The sequence below is a fragment of the Bacillus sp. UNC41MFS5 genome, assembly GCF_000686805.1.
The window spans coordinates 298886-319698 of sequence record NZ_KK366019.1; the positions used below are offsets into that span (position 1 = coordinate 298886).

The 20813-nt window shown below is 40.7% G+C and carries 19 protein-coding genes; 8 read left to right on the forward strand and 11 right to left on the reverse strand.

What is annotated here, in order from left to right:
* Positions 1 to 60: 60 nt before the first annotated feature.
* Positions 61 to 276, reverse strand: a complete 216-nt coding sequence (locus BR30_RS0128100) for a YozQ family protein (RefSeq protein ID WP_026567943.1) — start codon at positions 274 to 276, stop codon at positions 61 to 63.
* 100 nt (positions 277 to 376) lie between these two features.
* Between BR30_RS0128100 and BR30_RS37035 the strand changes: the two genes are divergently transcribed.
* From BR30_RS37035 to BR30_RS0128135, 7 genes are all read left to right on the forward strand, one after another.
* On the forward strand, positions 377 to 514 hold the full coding sequence (locus tag BR30_RS37035) for a hypothetical protein (RefSeq protein ID WP_155928900.1): 138 nt from the start codon (positions 377 to 379) through the stop codon (positions 512 to 514).
* A 122-nt stretch (positions 515 to 636) separates the two neighbouring features.
* Positions 637 to 1533, forward strand: coding sequence for a cation diffusion facilitator family transporter (locus BR30_RS0128110; protein WP_026567944.1), 897 nt, complete (start codon positions 637 to 639; stop codon positions 1531 to 1533).
* Positions 1534 to 1763: 230 nt separating this feature from the next.
* Positions 1764 to 2702: a magnesium transporter CorA family protein gene (locus tag BR30_RS0128115; RefSeq protein ID WP_026567945.1), complete on the forward strand. Its 939-nt coding sequence runs from the start codon at positions 1764 to 1766 to the stop codon at positions 2700 to 2702.
* A gap of 150 nt (positions 2703 to 2852) precedes the next feature.
* Complete coding sequence (locus BR30_RS0128120) at positions 2853 to 4112, forward strand: S8 family peptidase (RefSeq protein WP_026567946.1); 1260 nt, start codon at positions 2853 to 2855, stop codon at positions 4110 to 4112.
* A 144-nt stretch (positions 4113 to 4256) separates the two neighbouring features.
* Positions 4257 to 5477: a tetratricopeptide repeat protein gene (locus BR30_RS0128125; RefSeq protein ID WP_026567947.1), complete on the forward strand. Its 1221-nt coding sequence runs from the start codon at positions 4257 to 4259 to the stop codon at positions 5475 to 5477.
* An 18-nt stretch (positions 5478 to 5495) separates the two neighbouring features.
* A complete protein-coding gene (locus BR30_RS37040; protein ID WP_155928902.1) occupies positions 5496 to 5645 on the forward strand; it encodes a hypothetical protein in 150 nt (49 codons plus the stop codon).
* Positions 5646 to 5740: 95 nt separating this feature from the next.
* A complete protein-coding gene (locus BR30_RS0128135) occupies positions 5741 to 6139 on the forward strand; it encodes a hypothetical protein (protein WP_026567948.1) in 399 nt (132 codons plus the stop codon).
* 218 nt (positions 6140 to 6357) lie between these two features.
* Here the strand turns inward: BR30_RS0128135 and BR30_RS0128140 are convergent, their stop codons facing one another.
* On the reverse strand, positions 6358 to 7335 hold the full coding sequence (locus BR30_RS0128140; RefSeq protein ID WP_026567949.1) for a nuclease-related domain-containing protein: 978 nt from the start codon (positions 7333 to 7335) through the stop codon (positions 6358 to 6360).
* A 320-nt stretch (positions 7336 to 7655) separates the two neighbouring features.
* Here BR30_RS0128140 and BR30_RS0128145 point away from each other — a divergent pair, with 320 nt between their 5' ends.
* A complete protein-coding gene (locus BR30_RS0128145) occupies positions 7656 to 8495 on the forward strand; it encodes a pirin family protein (RefSeq protein ID WP_026567950.1) in 840 nt (279 codons plus the stop codon).
* A 48-nt stretch (positions 8496 to 8543) separates the two neighbouring features.
* Here the strand turns inward: BR30_RS0128145 and BR30_RS0128150 are convergent, their stop codons facing one another.
* From BR30_RS0128150 to BR30_RS0128190, 9 genes are all read right to left on the reverse strand, one after another.
* A complete protein-coding gene (locus tag BR30_RS0128150) occupies positions 8544 to 10055 on the reverse strand; it encodes an MDR family MFS transporter (protein ID WP_026567951.1) in 1512 nt (503 codons plus the stop codon).
* A 174-nt stretch (positions 10056 to 10229) separates the two neighbouring features.
* Entirely contained in the window at positions 10230 to 10613 is a 384-nt protein-coding gene (locus BR30_RS0128155; RefSeq protein WP_026567952.1) for a VOC family protein, read from the reverse strand.
* 26 nt (positions 10614 to 10639) lie between these two features.
* On the reverse strand, positions 10640 to 11203 hold the full coding sequence (locus tag BR30_RS0128160) for an NAD(P)/FAD-dependent oxidoreductase (RefSeq protein WP_026567953.1): 564 nt from the start codon (positions 11201 to 11203) through the stop codon (positions 10640 to 10642).
* Between the two features lie 226 nt (positions 11204 to 11429).
* Entirely contained in the window at positions 11430 to 12641 is a 1212-nt protein-coding gene (locus BR30_RS34760; protein WP_035446284.1) for an MFS transporter, read from the reverse strand.
* Positions 12642 to 12656: 15 nt separating this feature from the next.
* On the reverse strand, positions 12657 to 13070 hold the full coding sequence (locus BR30_RS0128170; protein ID WP_026567954.1) for a MarR family winged helix-turn-helix transcriptional regulator: 414 nt from the start codon (positions 13068 to 13070) through the stop codon (positions 12657 to 12659).
* A gap of 140 nt (positions 13071 to 13210) precedes the next feature.
* A complete protein-coding gene (gene metH, locus BR30_RS0128175) occupies positions 13211 to 16660 on the reverse strand; it encodes a methionine synthase (RefSeq protein ID WP_026567955.1) in 3450 nt (1149 codons plus the stop codon).
* Positions 16638 to 18503, reverse strand: a complete 1866-nt coding sequence (locus BR30_RS0128180; RefSeq protein WP_026567956.1) for a bifunctional homocysteine S-methyltransferase/methylenetetrahydrofolate reductase — start codon at positions 18501 to 18503, stop codon at positions 16638 to 16640. The genes metH and BR30_RS0128180 overlap by 23 nt, the downstream gene beginning before the upstream one ends.
* The gene (gene metC, locus BR30_RS0128185; RefSeq protein WP_026567957.1) at positions 18500 to 19693 is read right to left on the reverse strand and encodes a cystathionine beta-lyase; all 1194 of its coding nucleotides are present in this window, start codon (positions 19691 to 19693) and stop codon (positions 18500 to 18502) included. Before metC ends, BR30_RS0128180 begins: the two co-directional genes overlap by 4 nt.
* Positions 19693 to 20805, reverse strand: coding sequence for a methionine biosynthesis PLP-dependent protein (locus BR30_RS0128190; protein WP_026567958.1), 1113 nt, complete (start codon positions 20803 to 20805; stop codon positions 19693 to 19695). The genes metC and BR30_RS0128190 overlap by 1 nt, the downstream gene beginning before the upstream one ends.
* Between the last annotated feature and the right edge of the window lie 8 nt (positions 20806 to 20813).

Here is a 20813-nt window from a genome sequence, read left to right on the forward strand (position 1 = left end):
TAAGTGCAACTACGCATCTGTCTTCGCCCTTAGGGGCTCGTCAGTCGGCGAGTTTTCTAATTATTTATCATAGCCTTTTTGTGGGATTGGTATATCCTTACCGTTGACATCATCAATTACCGCACCAATTTCACCTTCAGTATAGGTGTCACTTGCTTGCTCATGCGTAGTCGCTATCCCGGCAGAAAGATCATCTGTTTCTTGATAATAACTTGGATGATAGAAACTGCCTGCGACTTCTTTCTTTGGATTTGCTTTCTGATTCTTATTTTCCATCCTGAATTCCTCCCTTTCAATGTTTGATACAAGGGTATTTTTTTCTTTTTTTAACAGGATTACTCCTAATAAAAAATAAATCTGCAATGGAGGTACCGTAATGAACAAAAAAAATGAGTTTCCATCACGTGAAGAATTAGACGAGGCGTTTCATTTTCTCCATGATCAAATTAACAAAATATCTGTTGTTGAAGAAGTGGAAATGGTGAAAGAAGAAATAGAAGGCCAGGAAGGATAGTTACTTACATAATTTGCCTGACAGCAACATAGCTTGAAGCAGGCAAGACTTTTTCTCTAGACCCATCATGGCTGCATTTGCTATGATTTCTAGAGGTATTTTTAAAGGTGGTTTACGTATTTATGGAAATGAGAGAAACCTTGGCTAAAAAAGTGGCGTGGATTAGTGTAATTAGTAACATTATTCTTACATTAGGAAAAATAATCATTGGATTGGTTGGAAATAGTGACGCAGTTTTCGCAGATGGGATTCATTCAGCTGCAGATGTGTTTGCATCAGTGATTGTCTTGTTAGTCATAAAAATTGCAAATAAGCCAGCCGATGATGAACATCCATATGGACATGGAAAGGCAGAAGTCATAGTTTCTGGGATTATCGGGATATTGCTCTTTCTTGTTGCCATTTATGTGGTTTACGAAGGGATTAGCGGTTTCTTTCATGAAGTGGAATCACCGAGTTTTCTGGCGATGTGGGTGGCCCTCTTTTCATATGTGACTAAGGTTATTTTGTATCGAAGTTCGTTAAAAGTGGCAAAAGAAAATAAGAGTAAAGCGGTCGAGGCCATTGCATTTGATCACAAAGCAGATATTGTGGCATCAATAGCTGCTGCAATCGGGGTGCTCCTTTCGATTGCCGGCAGCCGTTTCGATATTCACTTTTTATTATACGGGGATAAGGCCGCTAGTATTTTTGTCGCTTATTTAATTTTTAAAATTGCTAAGGAAATGTTAACCGAAGCATTTGATATCTTACTGGAGCGGAACATTGATACAGAGACACTGCAGGAATACGTTGCAGTTGTGAAGGAATTCAATGAAGTAAAACGAATTGACCGCATTAGAGCGAGAGAACTGGGTCATTATGTATTGGTGGATTTACGGATTGCGATTGATCATGATAAAACCATTAAGCAGGGGCACGACCTGGCAAAAGCAATTAAACAAAAACTGATGGATAAGAACGATAACATTCAGGAAGTTTTGATCCATTTAAATCCCTTTTTTGAAGAAGATGAATAAATTTAGGAAAAACTCCTTTGTACTTTAAGTGATTAGGGTTTATGATAGGATAGGAAATATAAAAAGTTAGAGGGAGTTGATATTTTTGAGTTATTCCGTAGACCCGGACCCAAGTAGTAGGTGTGGGGAAGTCAATGTGATCTTTGAATGGATTGAAATGAATAGCAAGAATATCAACTCTAGAAAAGGTTGTTGGCTTCCTCGAACAAAGTGAGTGAGGAGGTTAAGTCATGCTGGAAATTTTTAAAAGTACAGAGACAAAAGTTTTAGAAACGGTTGATGTAATATCAAAAGGGTGCTGGGTTAATATGTATTCCCCAACCCAAGAAGAAATCAATAAGGTGTCAATGGAAGCCCAAGTCGATGTAGATATCATTAAAGATGCTCTCGATGATGAGGAACGTCCGAGGATTGAACGAGACGATGGCCGCGTGTATATCATTGTCGATTTTCCCTATATCGTTCATGATGAAAATGGCTTTGCTGGATATGAAACCATCCCGATCGGCATTATTCTAACCGATGACTGTATCATTACGGTTTCCTTAAAAGATACCCCCATTTTAGAAGAATTTCGGAAAAACAGAGTAAAAGAGTTTTTTACTTTTAAAAAGACACGTTTTGCTTTGCAAATATTGTTCGTTATTTCTTCGTATTATTTACGTTACTTAAAACAAATTAACAAGAAAACCAATGAAATTGAACATGTCGTTCATCAGTCATTAAAAAATAAAGAGTTGTTTGCCTTTCTTGCATTAGAGAAAAGTTTGGTTTACTTTACGACTTCCCTAAAGTCAAATAAGGTTGTCCTCGATAAGATCTTGCGATTTAATTATCTAAAAATGTACGAAGAAGACAAGGACTTATTAGAAGACGTGATTATTGAAAAAACACAGGCGATTGAGATGGCCGAAACCTATCGTTCCATTTTAACTGGAATGATGAATGCCTTCGCATCCATTATTTCAAATAACCTAAACATCGTCATGAAGTTCTTAACTTCGATTACCATTATCTTATCCTTTCCAACAATGGTGGCGAGCTTTTATGGGATGAATGTTGATATCCCCCTGCAGCACGCTACCCATTCGTATGCCATACCACTAGTAATCTCGGCATTTTTAACGAGTTTAACAGCTTTTATTTTTTGGAAAAAGAAATATTTTTAGAAACCAGTCCTTATATGGGCTGGTTTTTTAATAAAAAAATAAAAATTTTCCCAACTTATTAGTTCGGCTCGTTTGATATATAATCGAGATATTTTGAATAGGATTTAAATATTAGCAAGTGCTGCTACTATTGTTGGGGGGAGTTTCTTATTGAAGAAAAGTAGAATAGTAGGCTCTGTACTACTTAGTTTCATCATGGGAATTTCAATGTTTGCGACCGCTACATTCGGGCAACAAACAAACGGTCAGGAAACTTATCGTGTATTAATTCAAGGCCCCGCCTCTGAAAAGGCAAAAGCAAAGGCGAGCTATGGAGCCCGCTGGGATTTTGAAAGTAAGGGATTTACAACAACCGTTAATGCACATCAATATCAAGCCCTTTTAAACAACAAGAATTTAACCATTGAGAGATTACCAGAATTACAGTTCATATCTAAGACTGAATTAGCGGCAAAGCCAGGCGGGACAACAACTTCAGGACCTAGTGATCAAACGCCATGGGGAATTCAAGCCATTTATAATGATCAAGCGATTGCGAGAACTTCAGGTGGAAACGGAATTAAGGTAGCGGTCCTTGATACGGGTGTCAATGTAAATCATGTGGATTTAAAGAGCAATGTTGAACAATGTAAGGATTTTTCCCAAAATAAAGTCTCGTTGGTTGAGGGAAGTTGTTCGGATGGAAATGGACATGGAACACATGTCTCCGGAACGGTTTTGGCCAACGGCGGAACTGGTCAGGGAATTTACGGGGTAGCACCAGAGGCGAAACTTTGGTCCTATAAAGTGTTAAACAACCGTGGCAGTGGCTATTCCGATGATATTGCTGCAGCCATTCGCAAGGTAGCGGACGAAGCGACCAGCAATGGATCAAAAGTCATTATTTCGATGTCGCTCGGGTCAAGCACAAAGGATTCCCTCATCTCGAGTGCAGTTGATTATGCCTATGGAAAAGGTGTATTAATTATTGCTGCTGCAGGAAATGACGGTCCTGGCACCAACACGATTGGCTATCCTGGGGCACTAGTAAATGTGGTTGCAGTTGCCGCCCTGGAAAACGTTCAGGAAAATGGCACCTATCGTGTGGCAGACTTTTCATCGCGTGGAAATCAAAATACAGATGGTGACTTTGTAATTCAAGAGCGGGATGTGGAGGTTTCTGCACCAGGAAGGGCAATTGAGTCTACTTGGAAAGATGGAAGTTACAACACCATTAGTGGAACATCGATGGCAACGCCGCATGTATCTGGGCTTGCAGCAAAGATTTGGTCTGCTAACCTTTCCCTGACAAATAGCCAGCTTCGATCAGAGCTTCAAAATCGTGCAAGGAGTAATGATATTTTGGGCGGGAGCGGATCAGCAACAGGTGATGATTACGCATCAGGCTTTGGCTTTCCGAGGGTCAAGTAAATCCTTGAAAAGGGTCATCAGGGCGTTGTACCTGATGGCCCTTTATCATAAAGTCAAAATTTTTGAAATAATATGAAAAACACTATCGGGAGTACTCTGTTTGATGTAAAATTAAAGAAAAAGAAAGGTTAGTCTGGTGGCAATATGGAATATGGAGCCCTGATTAAATTCTATCGAACGCAAAGAGGAATAACACAGGCAGAGCTTTCTAAGGGAATTTGCTCTGTCCCGCATTTAAGTAAAATTGAAAACAACTCAAAAGAGGCAAATAAAGGGACGATCGCTCTATTACTAAAGCGTCTAAATATCGGACTCGAAGAGATGGAGGAGCAGGAAGAAGAAATCAAATCCTTATTAAAAGGACTTGACGAGAAGATTAACTTTTATCTTAGAAATGAAATAGAAGAATATTATCAAAAACTTATGGATATTGAACACCTAATCCCATTCTCTCAATATATTTATATCTACGAACTATATAAGTTCCGCTATTTAATTTTTAAAGGCCAAGTGGATGAAGCGGATGGTCAACGAGCGCTTTTATATAAGCAAAAGAAAAATTTTTCCCAACATGAAGACTATTTATTTCGCTATTTTAATGCGATATTCTTAATGTGGAAGGGTCAATTTCAAACGGCAGATGAAATCCTTGATGCCTTACATTCAGAAAACAATAAAGAAACAACCAGTGGCGAATTTCTGTACCATCGATCCCTTGTAAAAAGTTCACTAGAGCTTTCAGGACATGCCATCCATTTTGGAAAAATGGCACTGCAAATATTCATGAATCAGCACAACTTCATCAGAATACTCCACACACTTATGCTGTTAGGTATTAATTATACCCATTCCAATATTTACGAAGAAGCACAAGAGTGTTTTCAACATTTAATCCGCAATGCAGAAATACTAAGAAAAGATAAATTACTTCCCCAAATCTATCATAATATGGGCCATTTGCAATTTAAAATGAAAAATGCAAAGAAAGCACTAAACTATTATGAAAAAAGTTTGGCGCTTCAGCCAACCAAAAACCATCATTACCTAGTGACGTTATATGCAATTGGAGAGCTTCACCATTCTCTGAAATCATTAGAGAAAGCAAAGCTTTGTTTCCAAGAAGTGAACCTTCTCTCAAAAGAATTGTCTGCCAAAAAATATCGTATCTTAGCTGACTTTTATCTCCTTCTTCTAACCTCACCTGTAAAAGCATTTAAATATTTGGAAGGGAAAGTCATTCCCTATCTAGAAGAGGAAAATGAACATAGTGATGACTTAACACATTTTTATAAAATGCTTGCCGACTATTACTCTCAAAAGGGTGTGGTGATCGCTGCAGTGAAATATTTAAATAAAATAATTTAAGTTTAGGAGGCAATTTTAATGAAAAAGTTTGTTGTCCTATTGTTCTCAATCTCACTGATTGCACTTTTCGCTACCACAAAGGATGTGAAAGTGTCAACTTCATATGATGTGGCCATTTCAACAGAAGATAATGTGTTAAACCATCCCATTCAACCGCCAATTGGCTGATTGTAAATCCCTGAACCTATCAGGGATTTTTTTATTTTATTAGGGCATGCTAATGACATGTGTTTTTTATTTTGGAGTACATGAAGGAGGAAATCATGAAATCATTTGTTGTCGGATTCCATCAAGAAGATAATGTAGATAGCATGCAAATTCAGAAACTAAGCCAGGACGATTTTACGAAAGCAACAGAAGGTGGGACAAGGCATTTATTCGAGCTCGACACAAACATTGGCCTATTTGTGTTTTTTGATGCAGAAGATGTGGATGGGGACCTCTCATACATGGTATTGCAATATGAAGAAGACAATGAAGACCCAGTCGGCTGCTACTCCTTCCAATTGAAGGACTTTTATGAATTCATGGCGTTGTTCTTAAATGATATGGAATTTAACGAAGAACCAGACGATGAAGATCAAGAAGAATATGGCCCGATTCATCATTTAGCCCATCTATTGTTCCATGTCGTCGAAGAAGGCAAGGACATTGAGGTTTAAAAAGCGGAGTTATTGATTGAGGACACCTATTTTAGGTGTCCTTTATTCGTTTTTGACCGCTAATTTTCGGCGCTGGAGATGAGTATATGTGTTTTATCAGCGAATTTTTATAGTCTATCAGCGAATTTTGGCTTTCAATCAGCGAATATTTGTGTTCAATCAGCGAATTTTGCTATTCTATCGGCGAATGATATATTCCATTGATATTCATCTGAAAATTAATACCATGGGATCGTCTTTGGAAAGTAATAACGGTATCTTTTATTTCCAGAAAATTGAAGGTTACAGGATTGGAGTAGTCTTTTTGCTGTATCTTGAGATTTCAAATGAGCAAATTCCCGAAACTGCTTATTTGTTATCGTCGGACCAAACAGCAGAAAATAATCCTTCAGTGCGTTAATATGTGCGTCTTTTGAAAAAGCATCGCAGGAAGGGCAGTACCAATTCTGTTTTTTACGAATGAGGGAATGATTAGAGTTGGTAGGACAGTGGACACCTGTTAACAAGTCTGATTTCTGAATACCGTATTTATTTAATACATAGCTTGTCGGAAGGGTGTTCATCTTCACTAGGAGGCGGCAAAGCTTCTTGAGTTCCTTGGAGGTCAGCAGCGGTTTCGAATATTGTTTTTCTAAAGGGGGAATTTTGTTTAAAAAGACATCGGCCTTACATACGCGAGATTTGACTTTGTGTGCGTTTTTTCCTGTAACAGAATATGTAGTATACCCATTACTAATGACCACCAAATATTCAACTGGAACCGAAGGGAAATGATGGGCAGCAAGAAGTTTCTGTAAGTACTTTTGATGTCTTTCTGCTTGAGCAATCGGATAGGGGTATCCTTTTTCAATTCCATTATTAATTTGAATAAACTGTTCATTTTCCGTATCAAAAATTAACTTTCCAGCCATATTTTTGACATCAATCGCAATGGCAAATTCAGATGTGAGAAGAAGGGTATCTATTTGGCAGTTGTAGTCGCCATCAGGAAGGTTTAAATCGTGGAGAATCATGTATTTCTGATGCGGAAGTTCACGGTAATAGTAATCGAGCGATTTCTCACCTATGTAGCCTGCTTGTCTTCTTCCATGCTCATCTAAAATCTGTTGGTACTTTGGGTGGCTGTGGGGAAGACGTCGCAGTAAAGCTTCTAAAATAAGCAAAATTAATGGTTTTGTCCTTTCTTTTATTACCAAAATCATCACTCCTCTCGTTTTAAGAATAAAATTCTAATATAAAGATTGAAATTCCTGCAGAATATTATCGAATTTTGTAAAATATTTTCTAAATAAAATTCTATCAGCGAATTTTTATAGTCTATCAGCGAATTTGGGCTTTCTATCAGCGAATTTACCTGTCCAATCAGCGAATTTCTCCAATCTATCGGCGAATCTTAAAACTCGCTGAGATATCAATGAGCGAATCCACATTTCCGACAATCGCCGAAGTTTCTAATTTGATAAAGCTTCCCAATCACGATACCATTAACTTGATTTGACTAGGGAGGTTACAGAAAATGAGCGTTATTTTTCAAAGAGATATTGAGCGCGTTTGGACCGTTCAGCATCACCAACATAGCCCGATCCATACAGCTGGAATGGTCTTAGATCCGAATAAAATGAAAGAGTCTGATCCTTTTCTTTTTCTGGCAGAGGATTTTTTTAAAAAAGGAACGTTTGATTTTCATCCACATCGCGGGATTGAAACGGTGACCTATGTCATTGCCGGCAAACTAGAGCATCAAGATAATAAAGCGGGCCGCGGCGAATTAGAACCGGGTGATGTCCAGTGGATGACCGCTGGAAAAGGTGTGATCCATATCGAAGACCCGGCTGAAGGGGAAACTGTTCATTCCTTGCAGCTGTGGGTCAATCTGCCGCGTGAGCACAAAATGGCCGAACCGCGCTATCAAAATCTCCGTGCCAGAGACATGCCCGTGCGCGAAGAAGAAGGAGCATTAATCAGAATTTTCTCCGGCTCATCAGGCGGGATTCCATCCACAACCAAAAATTATGTTCCGGTGACAATGGTTGAAATTAACTTACAACCAGGAGCTTCAGTTACCCAAGACCTCCCGGGGGATTATCATGGCTTCATGTATGTATTAGAAGGGAAAGGCCAGTTTGGAAAAAGTAAGAAGGAAGCCGAAAAAGGTCATGTGCTGCTACTCGAAAAAGGTGACCCCGGAGATAACAGTGAAGTGTCTATTTCTGCCCAAGAACCCCTTCGCGTACTGTTATATGCAGGAAAACCACTTCATGAGCCAATCGTTGCCAGGGGTCCTTTCGTCATGAACACAGAGGAAGAAATTCGCCAAGCGTACCGTGACTACATGGCCGGTAAGTTTGCTGAATGACAAAAATAAGCACTTGGGACAAGAATCGAACGCCCAAGTGCTTTTCTATTATTCTTTGGCAGGCTTCTTACTAACTTCAACTCGGGCATTGCCCATGAAAAAGATTGTAATTGCCGCAATCCCAATTGGAATCAGTGTTAGTAAAAAGGTATGTGTAATCGAAGCGGACATGGCATGAATAATTTTATCCAAGATAAAATCAGGAATTTTCGAGCGTTCACTCGCTTGGAAGATTTGGCGCGGATCGCCCATTTTAAAATCTCCCGCCCCTTGCATACCTTTGAAGGCTTCTTTTAATTTATCTGCAAACAAGTTGTTCTGCAGGGTGCCATAAACCGTTACACCAAGTGTCATTCCAAATGACCGCAAAAATGAGTTCGTAGAGTTGGCCGTGCCGCGATTTTGCGGTTCCAAATTGTGCATAGATGCAGTCGGCAGTAAGGAGAATGAAAAACCAACCCCAAAGCCAACCAAAATCATATAGATGGTCAGCAGCCATCGAGCTGTATCAACCGTCAACGTTCCAAGGAAATACATGCCAAGAGCATAGGAAATAATTGAAACAATCATCAAATTACGGTAAGACGTTTTCGTTAAGAAAATCCCCCCGGCAGAGCTCCCCGCAACAGAGCCGAGCATCATTGGCGTCAAAATCAATCCTGCATTTTTAGCTGACCCGCCGTAGACCGCTTGAACGAAGATTGGGATAAATACCGTTAAGATAATAAACGTTCCGCCATATAAAAACGATAAGATTTGCGAGGTGGCAAATAAGCGTCTTTTGAACAGCCAAAGCGGTAAAATCGGTTCAGCAGCCTTTGTCTCTGCAATGAAGAAGGCTACAAAAAAGACGAAGAAGCTTGCAAACAAACCGATGATAGGAGTAGAATCCCAAGCGTATTCTTTTCCGCCAAGTTCAAGCGCGAACATTAAGCTAACCACAGAAATAACCAGAGTAATCGCGCCAAGCCAATCAACCTTTAGCTTGGAATGCTGCAATGATTCATGATAATAACGCACAATTAAGAAAATCGATACAATGCCAATAGGTACATTCACGTAAAATACCCAATGCCAACTAATATAATCGGTAATGTACGCACCAAGTAACGGTCCTAATACACTCGATGCTCCAAAAACAGCCCCCAGCAAACCAGTCATTTTCCCACGGTTTTCGGGTGGGAAGATATCAAAAACAATGGTAAAAGCAATTGGCATTAGAGCCCCGCCGCCGATTCCCTGAATGGCTCGATAAATACTAAGCTGAATGATATTCTGGGCGACACCACACAAAGCCGATCCAATCAGAAAGACAATGAGTCCAAAAATAAAAAAGCGTTTCCGTCCATACATATCGGAAAGCTTACCGAAAATAGGCATCCCTGCCATTACGGCTACCATATAGGCAGAGGTGACCCAAATAAATTTATCAAAACCACCGAGGTCTGCTACAATGGTCGCCATCGCCGTTGCCACGATGGTATTATCCATTGCTGCCATTAAAATTGCCAGCAGTAAACCCGCGACAACGGGCTTAAGATTTGTGTCTTTTTTGATCATACAATTTCCCCTTAATATTAAAAATAAAAGTAATAAATACGCTCCGTTTTATTAAATCGATAATCAAGCTAAACCAATTTTAAAAGGAAGGGTCTAGACTGTCAATTTAATGCATCTTGATTTCGCAATGAAAGAAAAGGGACTCAGTCAGCTGAGCCCCTTTCTTTATTAAATTTACCTTAGGAAAAACTCGACTTTTTCATCATCGGGGCCTTGCACAAAGAAATTACGATACCCATTTGGAAGAGTCACGATTTCATCACTAATAAAGACTACGTTTAATCCTTTTAAACGGTCGAATTCCTCTTCAATATTATCGACCAAGAAGGCGATATGATTGACTTTTCCTTCAGCCGGAAGATCTGGATTACCGCCATACACTAATTCCAATTCTGTTTCATCAGATCCATTGAATCCAAGGAAGGCTAACGTTCTTGCACCGTTTGCAATCGTAAATTGGTCTTTTAATTCCAGCCCAACCACTTTTTGATAAAAAAGAAGTGAGGCATCAAGGTCGCTTACCATTACTCCGACATGGTCCATTTTCCTAACTGCCATTTGGCCTTCCCCCTTTTATGTACTTGTTATGCTTTTAAAACATCATGGTCAACATAGCGTTCACCATTAATTTCACTGATAACATTAATCGCTACTTTGGCTCCATCACCAGCAGTAATGATGGTGTGCATGCTCACACCCGCAACCGTTCCAGCTGCCCAAATACCGTCAATGTTTGTTTTACCTGAAGCATCAACATCAAAAATTGCTTTGATTCTTGGCTCAGTTCCTGGCTTTGTTGTTAATCCAGCAGATTCCGCAAGATCAACAGACATTCCTGTAGCAAGGATAACATGTTTTGCTTCATATTCACCTTGATCAGTTTCTACTTTAAATCCAGCTTCTGCTTTGCTGATATTGGAGACAGTAGCTTGGACAATTTCAGCGCCAAATTTGCTAGCTTGTTTTTTCCCAATTTCAACAAGATCTGGGCCAGTAATTTCTGCAACCCCATAATGGTTTTCAATCCATGCTCTCTTTGTTACACTCTTGTCATTATCAATAACCACTGTTTTCTTTCCAGCTTTCGCAGTGAAAAGAGCAGCACTTGCGCCAGTAGGTCCAGCACCAACAATTAATACATCAAACATATCATTTACCTCCAATATATTGAAAATTGATTTCAAAATAAGATTAGCGTAAATAGAAACATATGTAAAATCAACTGCCTATCTTTCTGAAAAAATATTTGAATTTTTCAAATAAACAAATTTTATATCGCTATCTCCAAACTAAAAAGAACCATCATTTCCTCCTAGGGATTGATGATTCTTGTGTTTGAATTGGTATAGATGGTCTTTATTGAGGTATCAGTTATTACGAGTTAAGGTTATTTACCTCTGTATGGCTTCGTTCTTTAAACGAAGCATGTTTCCGGGTATGAAGGAAATAATAGAGAACAATACCCAATAAAATATAGAAAGAACAAAAGAAATAAAGAGAGCTATAATCCATTTTTGCCGCTGCTAATCCGACCACAAACGAGCCCAAGGCAATCCCGATATCATAGATGGATAGGAAAGTTGCAGTAGCTAATCCTCTTTTTCGTGGAGCAGCGTCTTGGATTGCGATTGTTTGGAAGGTTGGAAACAGCGTTCCCCAGCCTAAACCAATCATCCCTGCAGAAAGGAGAAAACTTACCACACTGCCGCTTTGGCTTAAGACAAACATTCCAATCGCAAACAGTACGATGCATGGAAAGACAATCACATTGGGACCATACAGGTCTAACCATTTCCCAGTAAAAGGTCTTGATATTAATAAAACAATCGCATACACCACAAAGAAAAGGGAGGAAACCGCTGCAAGGTGTATTTCCGTTGCAAAAACAGATACGAAAGAAAGAAGTGCTGAATAAACGATGGCAAGAAAGCAGCCAACAATTGCGATTGGAACGGCCGAAGGCTCAATTAAGCTTTTGATTGAAAAGGCAGACTGTACAGCCGGATGGACTGTTTCCTCTGTTTCTTTAACTTTTACACTTAACCCAGTAACCAGGGCACCGACCGCAACAATGACACTAATAATGAACAGGGCTTCCGGGCCCCACTGTTGAATGGCAGTTAAGCCGACAAACGGTCCTAACACCATCGCCATATTCGTCGACATAATAAAATAGCCCATTCCTTCCCCGCGGCGCGAAATCGGAATAAGGTCTGCCACGATTGCTCCTGCAGCGGTTGTCGCCATCCCAAAACCAACACCATGTAACAATCGAATGGCCAAAAATCCAACAATCGTTTTTGGAAAAAAGTATAAAAGAGAGGCACCTGAGAAGATAATTAGTGCGGTAAGCAGTACCTTTCTATGACCTGCTTTTTCAAGCCATTGACCAGCAAGCGGACGGGAGATAATCGCCGATATCAGAAACACGGTTGTCATTAAACCTGCTTGAGAGGCATTGCTGTGAAACTCCTGTATCGCATAAATTGGAAGTGTAACGAGTAAAACATAAAAGGTTAAAAATAGAAAAAAGTTACTTAAAGAAATACTAATAAAATTTTTCGTCCATAATTTAGGTTTATTCATATGATTCTCTCCTTTTTACAAAAGCTTTTGTAACCAGCTTTTTTGTAAATGAAATAGCTCCTCCTGTGAATGTTCTGGAAGATGCTTCAATAATGATTGATTATTTTCCATGACAGTTTTTTCCCATTCTGGGTACAACGTCAATGCCACATCTGTTAATTGAATCAATTTCTCGCGCTTGTCTTTTCCTAGAACCTGACGTACGTATCCTTGTTTGACAAGCCGTTGAATGGTGCGTGTCATCGGTGGAGCTTCAACGAATAAATAATCACAAAGTTCTTTTTGGGTTAATGAGCCTTTGGTTTGTAAAACAAAAATGACGGACCATTGTGACCCATATAAACCTAAAGGTTTTAGTGCTTCATTGAGTGTATTGGTCAGGTGACGTGAAAGCTGATGCAGTGTATGGAATAATTCGTGGCTATTCATTTATGTAGCACACCTCAAACTTCTTTTTAAAATTAGTTACCTAGGTAACTATAGTGCATTTATCAAAAAATGTCAAGGAAGGTTCACAGACAAAAAAATTCCGCAGAGTCTTTAAAACTCGGCGGAATTCAGTAAAAATTTTATCTTAATACATTAAAATACCGTGCTTCCGGATGGGCAAATACGATTGCTGAAACAGAAGCTTCTGGCTCCATCATACAACCATCTGTTAACTGAATGCCGATTTCCTCCGGTTGAATCAACTTAAATAGCTTCTTTTGATCTTCCAATTCTGGACAAGCAGGGTAGCCAAACGAAAAACGCTGACCTTGATATTTAGCCGTAAATCGGTCCTGCATGCTGAAATCAAGTGGATCTGGGAAGCCCCAACGGTCACGCATTTGACGGTGAATTAATTCGGCAAAACCTTCTGCGGTCTCTAATGCCAGCGATTGTAAGGCATGTGACTCTAAAAAGCGCCCATCTTGCTTAAATTGCTCCGCTTTTTCGCGGATCCCTCTGCCAGCTGTAACCGTAAAGAAGCCGACATAATCTTTCTCACCACTGTCCACTGACTTAAGAAAATCAGCTAAACAAAGATGTGGTGCCGATTCCTGACGCGGAAAGTCAAATGTTTCAATGACCTCGTCTGGATTTTCCGGGTTGAATATAAGCACTTTATTGCCATGCGCTTGTGCTGGGAAAAATTGATAAGCAGCAGCTGGAGATATCCAGCCGTTTACACGAGCATCAGTCAATAATTGGTCAACTACTTCTTTCACCTTAACCGCTTTTTCATCTTTTTCGGCTAATAACCTTGCGATTTTCCCTTTCACACCCAGATGGTGACCAATCAACATTTGCATATTGATATATGGTTCAATATGAGAAAGGGAATATGATTTAAGGATATGCCTCCTTGTATCCATTGGCGTATAGACAGGAACCTGGGTCGACACCGCTGGCTTCGGTTTTACAGCAACCGAAACAGATGAGGGGCGCTCAAACTCCCTAGGAACAGCTAAAGAAGCTAATTTTTCATTTTTCTCAAGCATTAATTTCTGAACTTCCTCTTCCGAATTCAATTGATTTGCAATCGAAAGGCCGGTCATCGCATCTTTTGCATAAAGGACAAGTCCATCATACTCCTTGGCAATCTTCGTATCGGTGAATTTCCGAGAAAGTGCCGCCCCGCCAACGAGGATAGGTACAGCAATACCTGATTCTTTCATATCCTGAGCCGTTAATACCATTTGCTGTGCGGATTTTACCAGTAAACCTGATAAGCCAACCATGTCTGGTTTTTCACGCTGAATCGCCTGGACTAAATCCGTTGGGTTGACCTTAATCCCAAGGTCGATTACTTCATAGCCATTATTACTAAGGATAATATCGACAAGGTTCTTCCCAATATCATGAACATCGCCTTTCACTGTGGCTAAAATGATTTTTCCTTTTGTAGCGGAAACATCACCTTTTTCCATGTGTGGTTCTAAATGCGCGACAGCTGCTTTCATGACTTCTGCACTTTGAAGAACCTCGGCAACGATGAGTTGGTTGTCGTTAAAGAGACGGCCGACTTCCTTCATCCCTTCCATTAATGGTCCATTAATAATATCCAGCGGGGCAGGGTAGGTTTCAAGAGCTAGGTCTAAATCTGGCAGTAATCCCTCTTTTGTTCCCTCCACTACATAATAGGCGAGCCGCTCGTCTAGAGTCATATTTGGAACAGTGGATTTCGATTCTTTCTTTTTGCCGCGATAAAATTCCGTAAAGGTAGCCAGCGTCTCATCGGTTGTGTCAAAAAGAAGCGCCTCAGCTAATTGAACTTCTTCCTTAGAAATGGAAGCAAACCGCTCTAGTTTTTCCGTATTAACAATTGCATAATCTAGCCCTGCTTGGGTGCAGTGGTATAGGAATACAGAATTCAGAACTTCTCTTCCGACAGGAGGAAGCCCGAAGGAAACATTACTAATACCGAGGATTGTTTGTACCTCTGGTAAATGCTCCTTAATTAACCTAATCCCCTCAACCGTAGCCTTGGCGGAACCGAGGTATTGTTCATCCCCGGTCCCAACAGGAAACACGAGCGGATCAAAAATGAGATCCTGTGGTTTTAGACGATATTTATTGACAAGCAGATCATAGGACCGTTTGGCAATCTTTAGTTTTTGCTCCGCGGTAACTCCCATTCCTTCCTCATCAATGGTCCCGACAACAACAGCAGCACCGTAGCGATGGATTAATGGGACCACCGCTTCAAAGCGTTCTTCGCCATCTTCGAGATTAATGGAATTGATAATGGCTTTACCTTGCGAATATTTAAGCGCCCGCTCAATAACCTTTTCATCAGTAGAATCGATGACAAGGGGAGCCTTTACTTTCTTTACCACTTCTTTAATAAAGTTTTCCATATCAACCATTTCTTCACGGTCAGGGTCGGCAAGGCAGAGGTCAATCACATGTGCTCCACCTTTTACCTGGGCTCGTGCGATCTCGGACGCTTCTTCAAATTTCCCCTCAGTGATCAAACGTTTGAATTTGCGGGAGCCAATTACATTTGTTCGTTCGCCGACCATAATCGGGCGTAGCGTAGGGTCGTCATAGATGAATGGTTCAATACCGGAAACCATATGAACAGCGTTTGGCTTAAATTCTCTTGGTTGGTATTCCTGCATTGCCTCAGCAATAGCCCTAATATGGGCAGGAGTCGTCCCACAACAGCCACCAACAATATTAAGCCAGCCATGGGCTGCGAAATCGGACAGCTTTTTCGCCAACGTCTCAGGTGTTTCATGGTAATGTCCTTCTTCGTCAGGCAAACCAGCATTTGGATAACAGCTAACTGCGGTCGATGCCAAGTTTGCTAAAGAGCGAACATGATCCTGCATGAATTCAGGCCCTGTCGCACAGTTAAGTCCGACGGCGACGGGGTTCATATGCTCAACCGAGATAAAAAACGATTCAATCGATTGTCCGGCAAGGGTTGTTCCCATTGGCTCGATTGTTCCGGAAATAAACAAGGGCAGTGTTTTACCAGTCTTTTCGAACGCACGCTCAATCCCAACATAACCTGCTTTTACATTCAACATATCTTGACTTGTTTCTAGAAGCAGTAAATCAACTCCGCCATCAATTAAGCCAATCGCTTGTTCTTCATAAGAAGCGGCTAGGGCATCAAAGGTAGTTCCGCCTGTTACACTTAAGGTTTTTGTTGTCGGACCCATCGATCCGGCCACATATCGGGGCCACTCATCTGTCGAGATCTTGTAAGCTTCTTTCACTGCTAGGAAAGCAGCGATTTTATTGATCTCATAAGCTTTAAAACCAAGTTCATATTCATCGAGGACCAAGCTTGTCGCCCCGAACGTATTTGTTTCAATGATGTCTGCACCAGCTTCTAAGTATTCTCGGTGAATATTAGCAATAACAGAGGGTGCAGTTAAAACCAGGTTCTCGTTACAGCCCTCATACTGCTCGCCGCCGAAATCTTCTGCTGATAGATTTGCTTCCTGGATCATCGTTCCCATTGCCCCGTCCATGACGAGGATTCGTTTTTTGAGTTGTTCAGTAAATGGTGTTTTCGGCATAGTTGCTCCTCCTCAATTCACTTGCACGCTGACGAGCATATAAGGCTAATTCAGCAGTTAATTCATAGCGTAAAAATGGGGTAATCAAATAAATTCCGTTAAATAAATCGAGTGCAGTATCTATTAATGATTTAGTAATTTCAATCCCTTCACGCGCTGCCTGATCAGGGTTATCGTTGAACATTGCCATTCGGTTCCGGATTGAATCAGCAATTTTGATTCCCGGCACTTCATTATGAAGGAATTCGGCATTTTTACTGCTTGTCAGCGGCATAAGGCCTATATAAATAGGTGCATCAAGATGTTTGGTCTGCTCATAGACTTCGATTAATTTTTCCTCCGAAAAAACTGGCTGGGAGATAAAGTAATCAGCACCGTACTGTATTTTCTTCTCTAACCTCTTTACAGCTTTTTCAACAGAGCGAACATTTGGGTTAAAGGCCGCGGCAATACTAAAAGACGTTTTTTGCCCCAAATCCTTACCAGAAAAAGATAAGCCTTCATTTAATTGCTTAATCATCTGGATCAACTCAAAAGAAGAAACATCATAAACAGAAGAGGCACCAGGGAAATCTCCTACTCTAGCTGGGTCACCTGTTATCGCTAAAACATCATTCATTCCAAGTGTATGAAGCCCCATTAAATGGGATTGCAAGCCAATAATATTGCGGTCACGGCAAGCAATATGAATCAGCGGACGCATTCCTAATTTTTCTTTCACCAAATATCCTAGAGATTCGTTTGAGATACGAACCGTTGCAAGAGAATTATCCGCTAAAGTAATCGAATCAATTCCTGCTTCTTTTAGGGCTTTGGCTCCTTCGAAGAACTTTGTTGTATCTAGTTTTCTAGGAGGATCTAATTCTACGATCACCGATGGTCTTTCTTTCACGATTTCATGAAGGGGAGTGAACTCCCTTTGTGGAGAAAGTTGATCAACGATAATTCTCTTTGGTTTTAATTTTACTATTTTTTCAGTAATCGGGACACTATTCTTTAATTCAGCTGCAAAGGCTTTAATATGTTCCGGTGTTGTACCGCAGCAGCCCCCAAGTAATCGAACGCCTTGGCTGCGGAAAGACCGTGCTGAATTTCGAAAATAATCGGCATCTCCCTCGTAATGAAATTTACCATCCGTATAGGCAGGGAGACTAGCGTTTGGGTATGCAGATAGGAAGGCATGTTTAGGTAATTCAACCTGCTCCAAGGCTAACAACATATGATGGGGACCAAGCCGGCAATTAAGTCCAACTACATCTGCCCCAAGCGCTTCTAGTCGTTGTAAAGCGTCATTGACAGGCGTACGATCCTGTAAAAAACCTGGCTCCTGATGCGAAACCTGAGCAATGATTGGCAGTTTTGTTTCCTTTCTAGCAATCGTTAGGATTGTCTCAAGCTCTTCCAGATTATAAAAGGTTTCGAGCAATAGGCCATCTACTCCCTCTAGAAGGAGACAATACAATTGTTCACGGAAACTGCGTTTTAATTCTTCAATCGAGATAGAATCTGGTTTAATTCCGCGATTGCCGCCAATGGTTCCAAGGACGTACGTATTGGACCCGGAAGCAGCTTGTTTAGCCAATTGGACAGCAGCAGTGTTAATTTCCTTGACGGAATCCTCTAAACCATACCTTTGCAGCTTAAGGTAGTTTGCTGCATAGGTATTGGTTTGAATCACATCAGCTCCAGCATCAATATAGGCTTTATGGATGGATTGGATGTGGTCCGGCTGGGAAAGATTCAATTCCTCCAAACAGCTATCCTTACCGTAGGAATACAATAGGGTTCCCATGGCGCCATCCGCGATTAAGATTTGATTTTTTAATTTTTCTAAAAAGCTCATGATGATTCTCCTTGTTGTAGTAGCAAATGATTCTTACGAACATGTTCTAGAGCCTGCGAAAAATCCTTAATCAAATCATCAGGATTCTCTAGTCCAACCGATAAGCGAACAAGACTATTAGTAATCCCGCGCTTTTCTCGCTCTTCTTGAGGCATCGCAGCATGGGACATTTTTGCCGGGTAAGAAAGAATAGATTCTACCGCTCCAAGGCTGACAGCAAAAACAGGTATTTCCACGTTTGCTAGAAAGGTTCGTAGTGCATCTTCATTCGCCAATTCAAAGGATAGAACTGCTCCAGGTCCGGCAGCTTGATTCTTCTGAATTTGATATTGCGGGTGACTTTCAAGTCCCGGATAATGCACTTTATCAACAAGCGGGTGGGCATCTAAAAACTCTGCTAGTTTGATAGCTGAATTTTGAGATTGTTCCAAACGCACGTGCAATGTCTTGATTCCTCTTAAAACAAGCCATGCATCTTGGACACCTAAGATGGCCCCAAATCCATTCTGCAAAAAGCCTAATTTATTCGCTAGGTCTTCGTCATTGACAACGGCAAGTCCGGCAACTACATCACTATGACCGGATAAAAATTTCGTCGCGCTGTGCAGGACAACATCTGCTCCCAGCTCTAATGGTTTTTGATGAGAAGGGGTAAGAAACGTGTTATCAACGAATGTTAATGCGCCTGTCTCCTTTGCAATATTGCTTATTGCTTGTATGTCAGTCACTTTCATTAATGGATTCGATGGAGTTTCCACATAAAACGCTTTTGTATTCGGCTGAATGGCATCTTTTACTTCCTCTAAATTAGTCATATCAACAAAGGTATGGTCAATTCCGAGTCGGGTAAGGACTTGCGTGACCATCCGAAACGTACCACCATACACATCCTCAGTAATAACAATATGGTCACCGGCAGAAAGCAAGAGGAATGCTGTCGAAATGGCCGCCATACCAGATGAAAAGGCAAATCCTTTTATTCCGCCTTCAAGTTCAGCAATCACGTCTTCAAGTGCTTCTCTCGTCGGATTTAAGCTCCGGCCATAATCATACTTGCCAAACTGATCGAAGTCCGATTGGTGGAAGGTAGATGCATGCTGGATGGGTACACTAACTGCTCCAGTTACCGGATCAATTTTATGCTTATTATGAAGGAGTCTGGTTTCAAAAGTATATTGATTGTGTGACATTAGGCAATCACTCCTTCTTGAACATGGACAAACGCTTTTTCCAAATCTTCTATTATATCTTGTGAATCCTCAAGTCCTACCGAAAAACGTAATAACCGATTACAAACGCCTGCTTGAATTCGAACTTCTTCTGGAATATCCGCATGTGTTTGAGTTGCCGGATAGGTAATAAAACTTTCTGTACCACCTAAACTTTCCGCAAAACTAATTAGCTTTAAACCTTGTAAAAATGGATTAACCCAAGTTTCGTCTTTGATCCTAAAGGAAACCATTCCGCCTTGGCCGGGGTAGAGGACATCAGTCACCGCATCATGCTCCGAAAGAAATTCGACGATGTTTTTTGCATTTTTTTCATGTCGTTCCATCCGAAGTGACAATGTTTTCATTCCGCGCATTAATAACCACGAATCAAAGGGACTTAACACCGCTCCAGCACCGTTATGGTGGAAGGCCAATGCTTCACAAAGTTCTTTCCCTGTTGCAACAACAAGACCGGCAAGGACGTCATTATGTCCTCCTAAATATTTCGTTGCACTGTGGATGACAATATCCGCGCCAAGGGTAATCGGCTGCTGCAGGAGTGGAGTATAGAAAGTGTTATCTACGATTAATAATAATCCGTGCTGCTTTGCAATTTTTGAAACTGCCGCAATATCAGATTCCTGCATGAGCGGATTGGTTGGTGTTTCTAAGAAAATAGCTTTTGTTTGCGGGGTGATTTTCTTTTCAATCTCTTCCGGACAACAGGTATTCACATATTGAGTAGTTAAGCCCCATTTTTTATATCCCTTTTCTAATAGGCGGTAGGTACCTCCATATAAATCTTCACTGACAATCCATTCGTCACCAGATTCAAATAGTGCAAGGATAAGTTGAATGGCAGCCATACCAGAACTGCATGCAAATCCCTGACCAGCATTCTCTAAATCAGCAATTGTTTTCTCAAGGAGCTGGCGTGTTGGATTTCCTGTTCGCGTATAGTCAAAGCCAGTTGATTGGCCAATTCCCTCATGGCGGAAGGCTGTTGAAAAGTATACAGGTGGATTAACCGTTCCAGTAGTTGTTTCACTTCGGTTTCCTATTTGGGCAAGTTTCGTATCAATTTTGTACATAATGCACT

What these genes read in the sequence shown, in the direction of transcription:
- BR30_RS0128100 (WP_026567943.1), bottom strand. Translation starts at nt 276, where the DNA reads ATGGAAAATAAGAATCAGAAAGCAAATCCAAAGAAAGAAGTCGCAGGC.
- BR30_RS37035 (WP_155928900.1), top strand. Translation starts at nt 377, where the DNA reads ATGAACAAAAAAAATGAGTTTCCATCACGTGAAGAATTAGACGAGGCG.
- BR30_RS0128110 (WP_026567944.1), top strand. Translation starts at nt 637, where the DNA reads ATGGAAATGAGAGAAACCTTGGCTAAAAAAGTGGCGTGGATTAGTGTA.
- BR30_RS0128115 (WP_026567945.1), top strand. Translation starts at nt 1,764, where the DNA reads ATGCTGGAAATTTTTAAAAGTACAGAGACAAAAGTTTTAGAAACGGTT.
- BR30_RS0128125 (WP_026567947.1), top strand. Translation starts at nt 4,257, where the DNA reads ATGGAATATGGAGCCCTGATTAAATTCTATCGAACGCAAAGAGGAATA.
- BR30_RS37040 (WP_155928902.1), top strand. Translation starts at nt 5,496, where the DNA reads ATGAAAAAGTTTGTTGTCCTATTGTTCTCAATCTCACTGATTGCACTT.
- BR30_RS0128135 (WP_026567948.1), top strand. Translation starts at nt 5,741, where the DNA reads ATGAAATCATTTGTTGTCGGATTCCATCAAGAAGATAATGTAGATAGC.
- BR30_RS0128145 (WP_026567950.1), top strand. Translation starts at nt 7,656, where the DNA reads ATGAGCGTTATTTTTCAAAGAGATATTGAGCGCGTTTGGACCGTTCAG.
- BR30_RS0128150 (WP_026567951.1), bottom strand. Translation starts at nt 10,055, where the DNA reads ATGATCAAAAAAGACACAAATCTTAAGCCCGTTGTCGCGGGTTTACTG.
- BR30_RS0128155 (WP_026567952.1), bottom strand. Translation starts at nt 10,613, where the DNA reads ATGGCAGTTAGGAAAATGGACCATGTCGGAGTAATGGTAAGCGACCTT.
- BR30_RS0128160 (WP_026567953.1), bottom strand. Translation starts at nt 11,203, where the DNA reads ATGTTTGATGTATTAATTGTTGGTGCTGGACCTACTGGCGCAAGTGCT.
- BR30_RS34760 (WP_035446284.1), bottom strand. Translation starts at nt 12,641, where the DNA reads ATGAATAAACCTAAATTATGGACGAAAAATTTTATTAGTATTTCTTTA.
- BR30_RS0128170 (WP_026567954.1), bottom strand. Translation starts at nt 13,070, where the DNA reads ATGAATAGCCACGAATTATTCCATACACTGCATCAGCTTTCACGTCAC.
- metH (WP_026567955.1), bottom strand. Translation starts at nt 16,660, where the DNA reads ATGCCGAAAACACCATTTACTGAACAACTCAAAAAACGAATCCTCGTC.
- BR30_RS0128180 (WP_026567956.1), bottom strand. Translation starts at nt 18,503, where the DNA reads ATGAGCTTTTTAGAAAAATTAAAAAATCAAATCTTAATCGCGGATGGC.
- metC (WP_026567957.1), bottom strand. Translation starts at nt 19,693, where the DNA reads ATGTCACACAATCAATATACTTTTGAAACCAGACTCCTTCATAATAAG.
- BR30_RS0128190 (WP_026567958.1), bottom strand. Translation starts at nt 20,805, where the DNA reads ATGTACAAAATTGATACGAAACTTGCCCAAATAGGAAACCGAAGTGAA.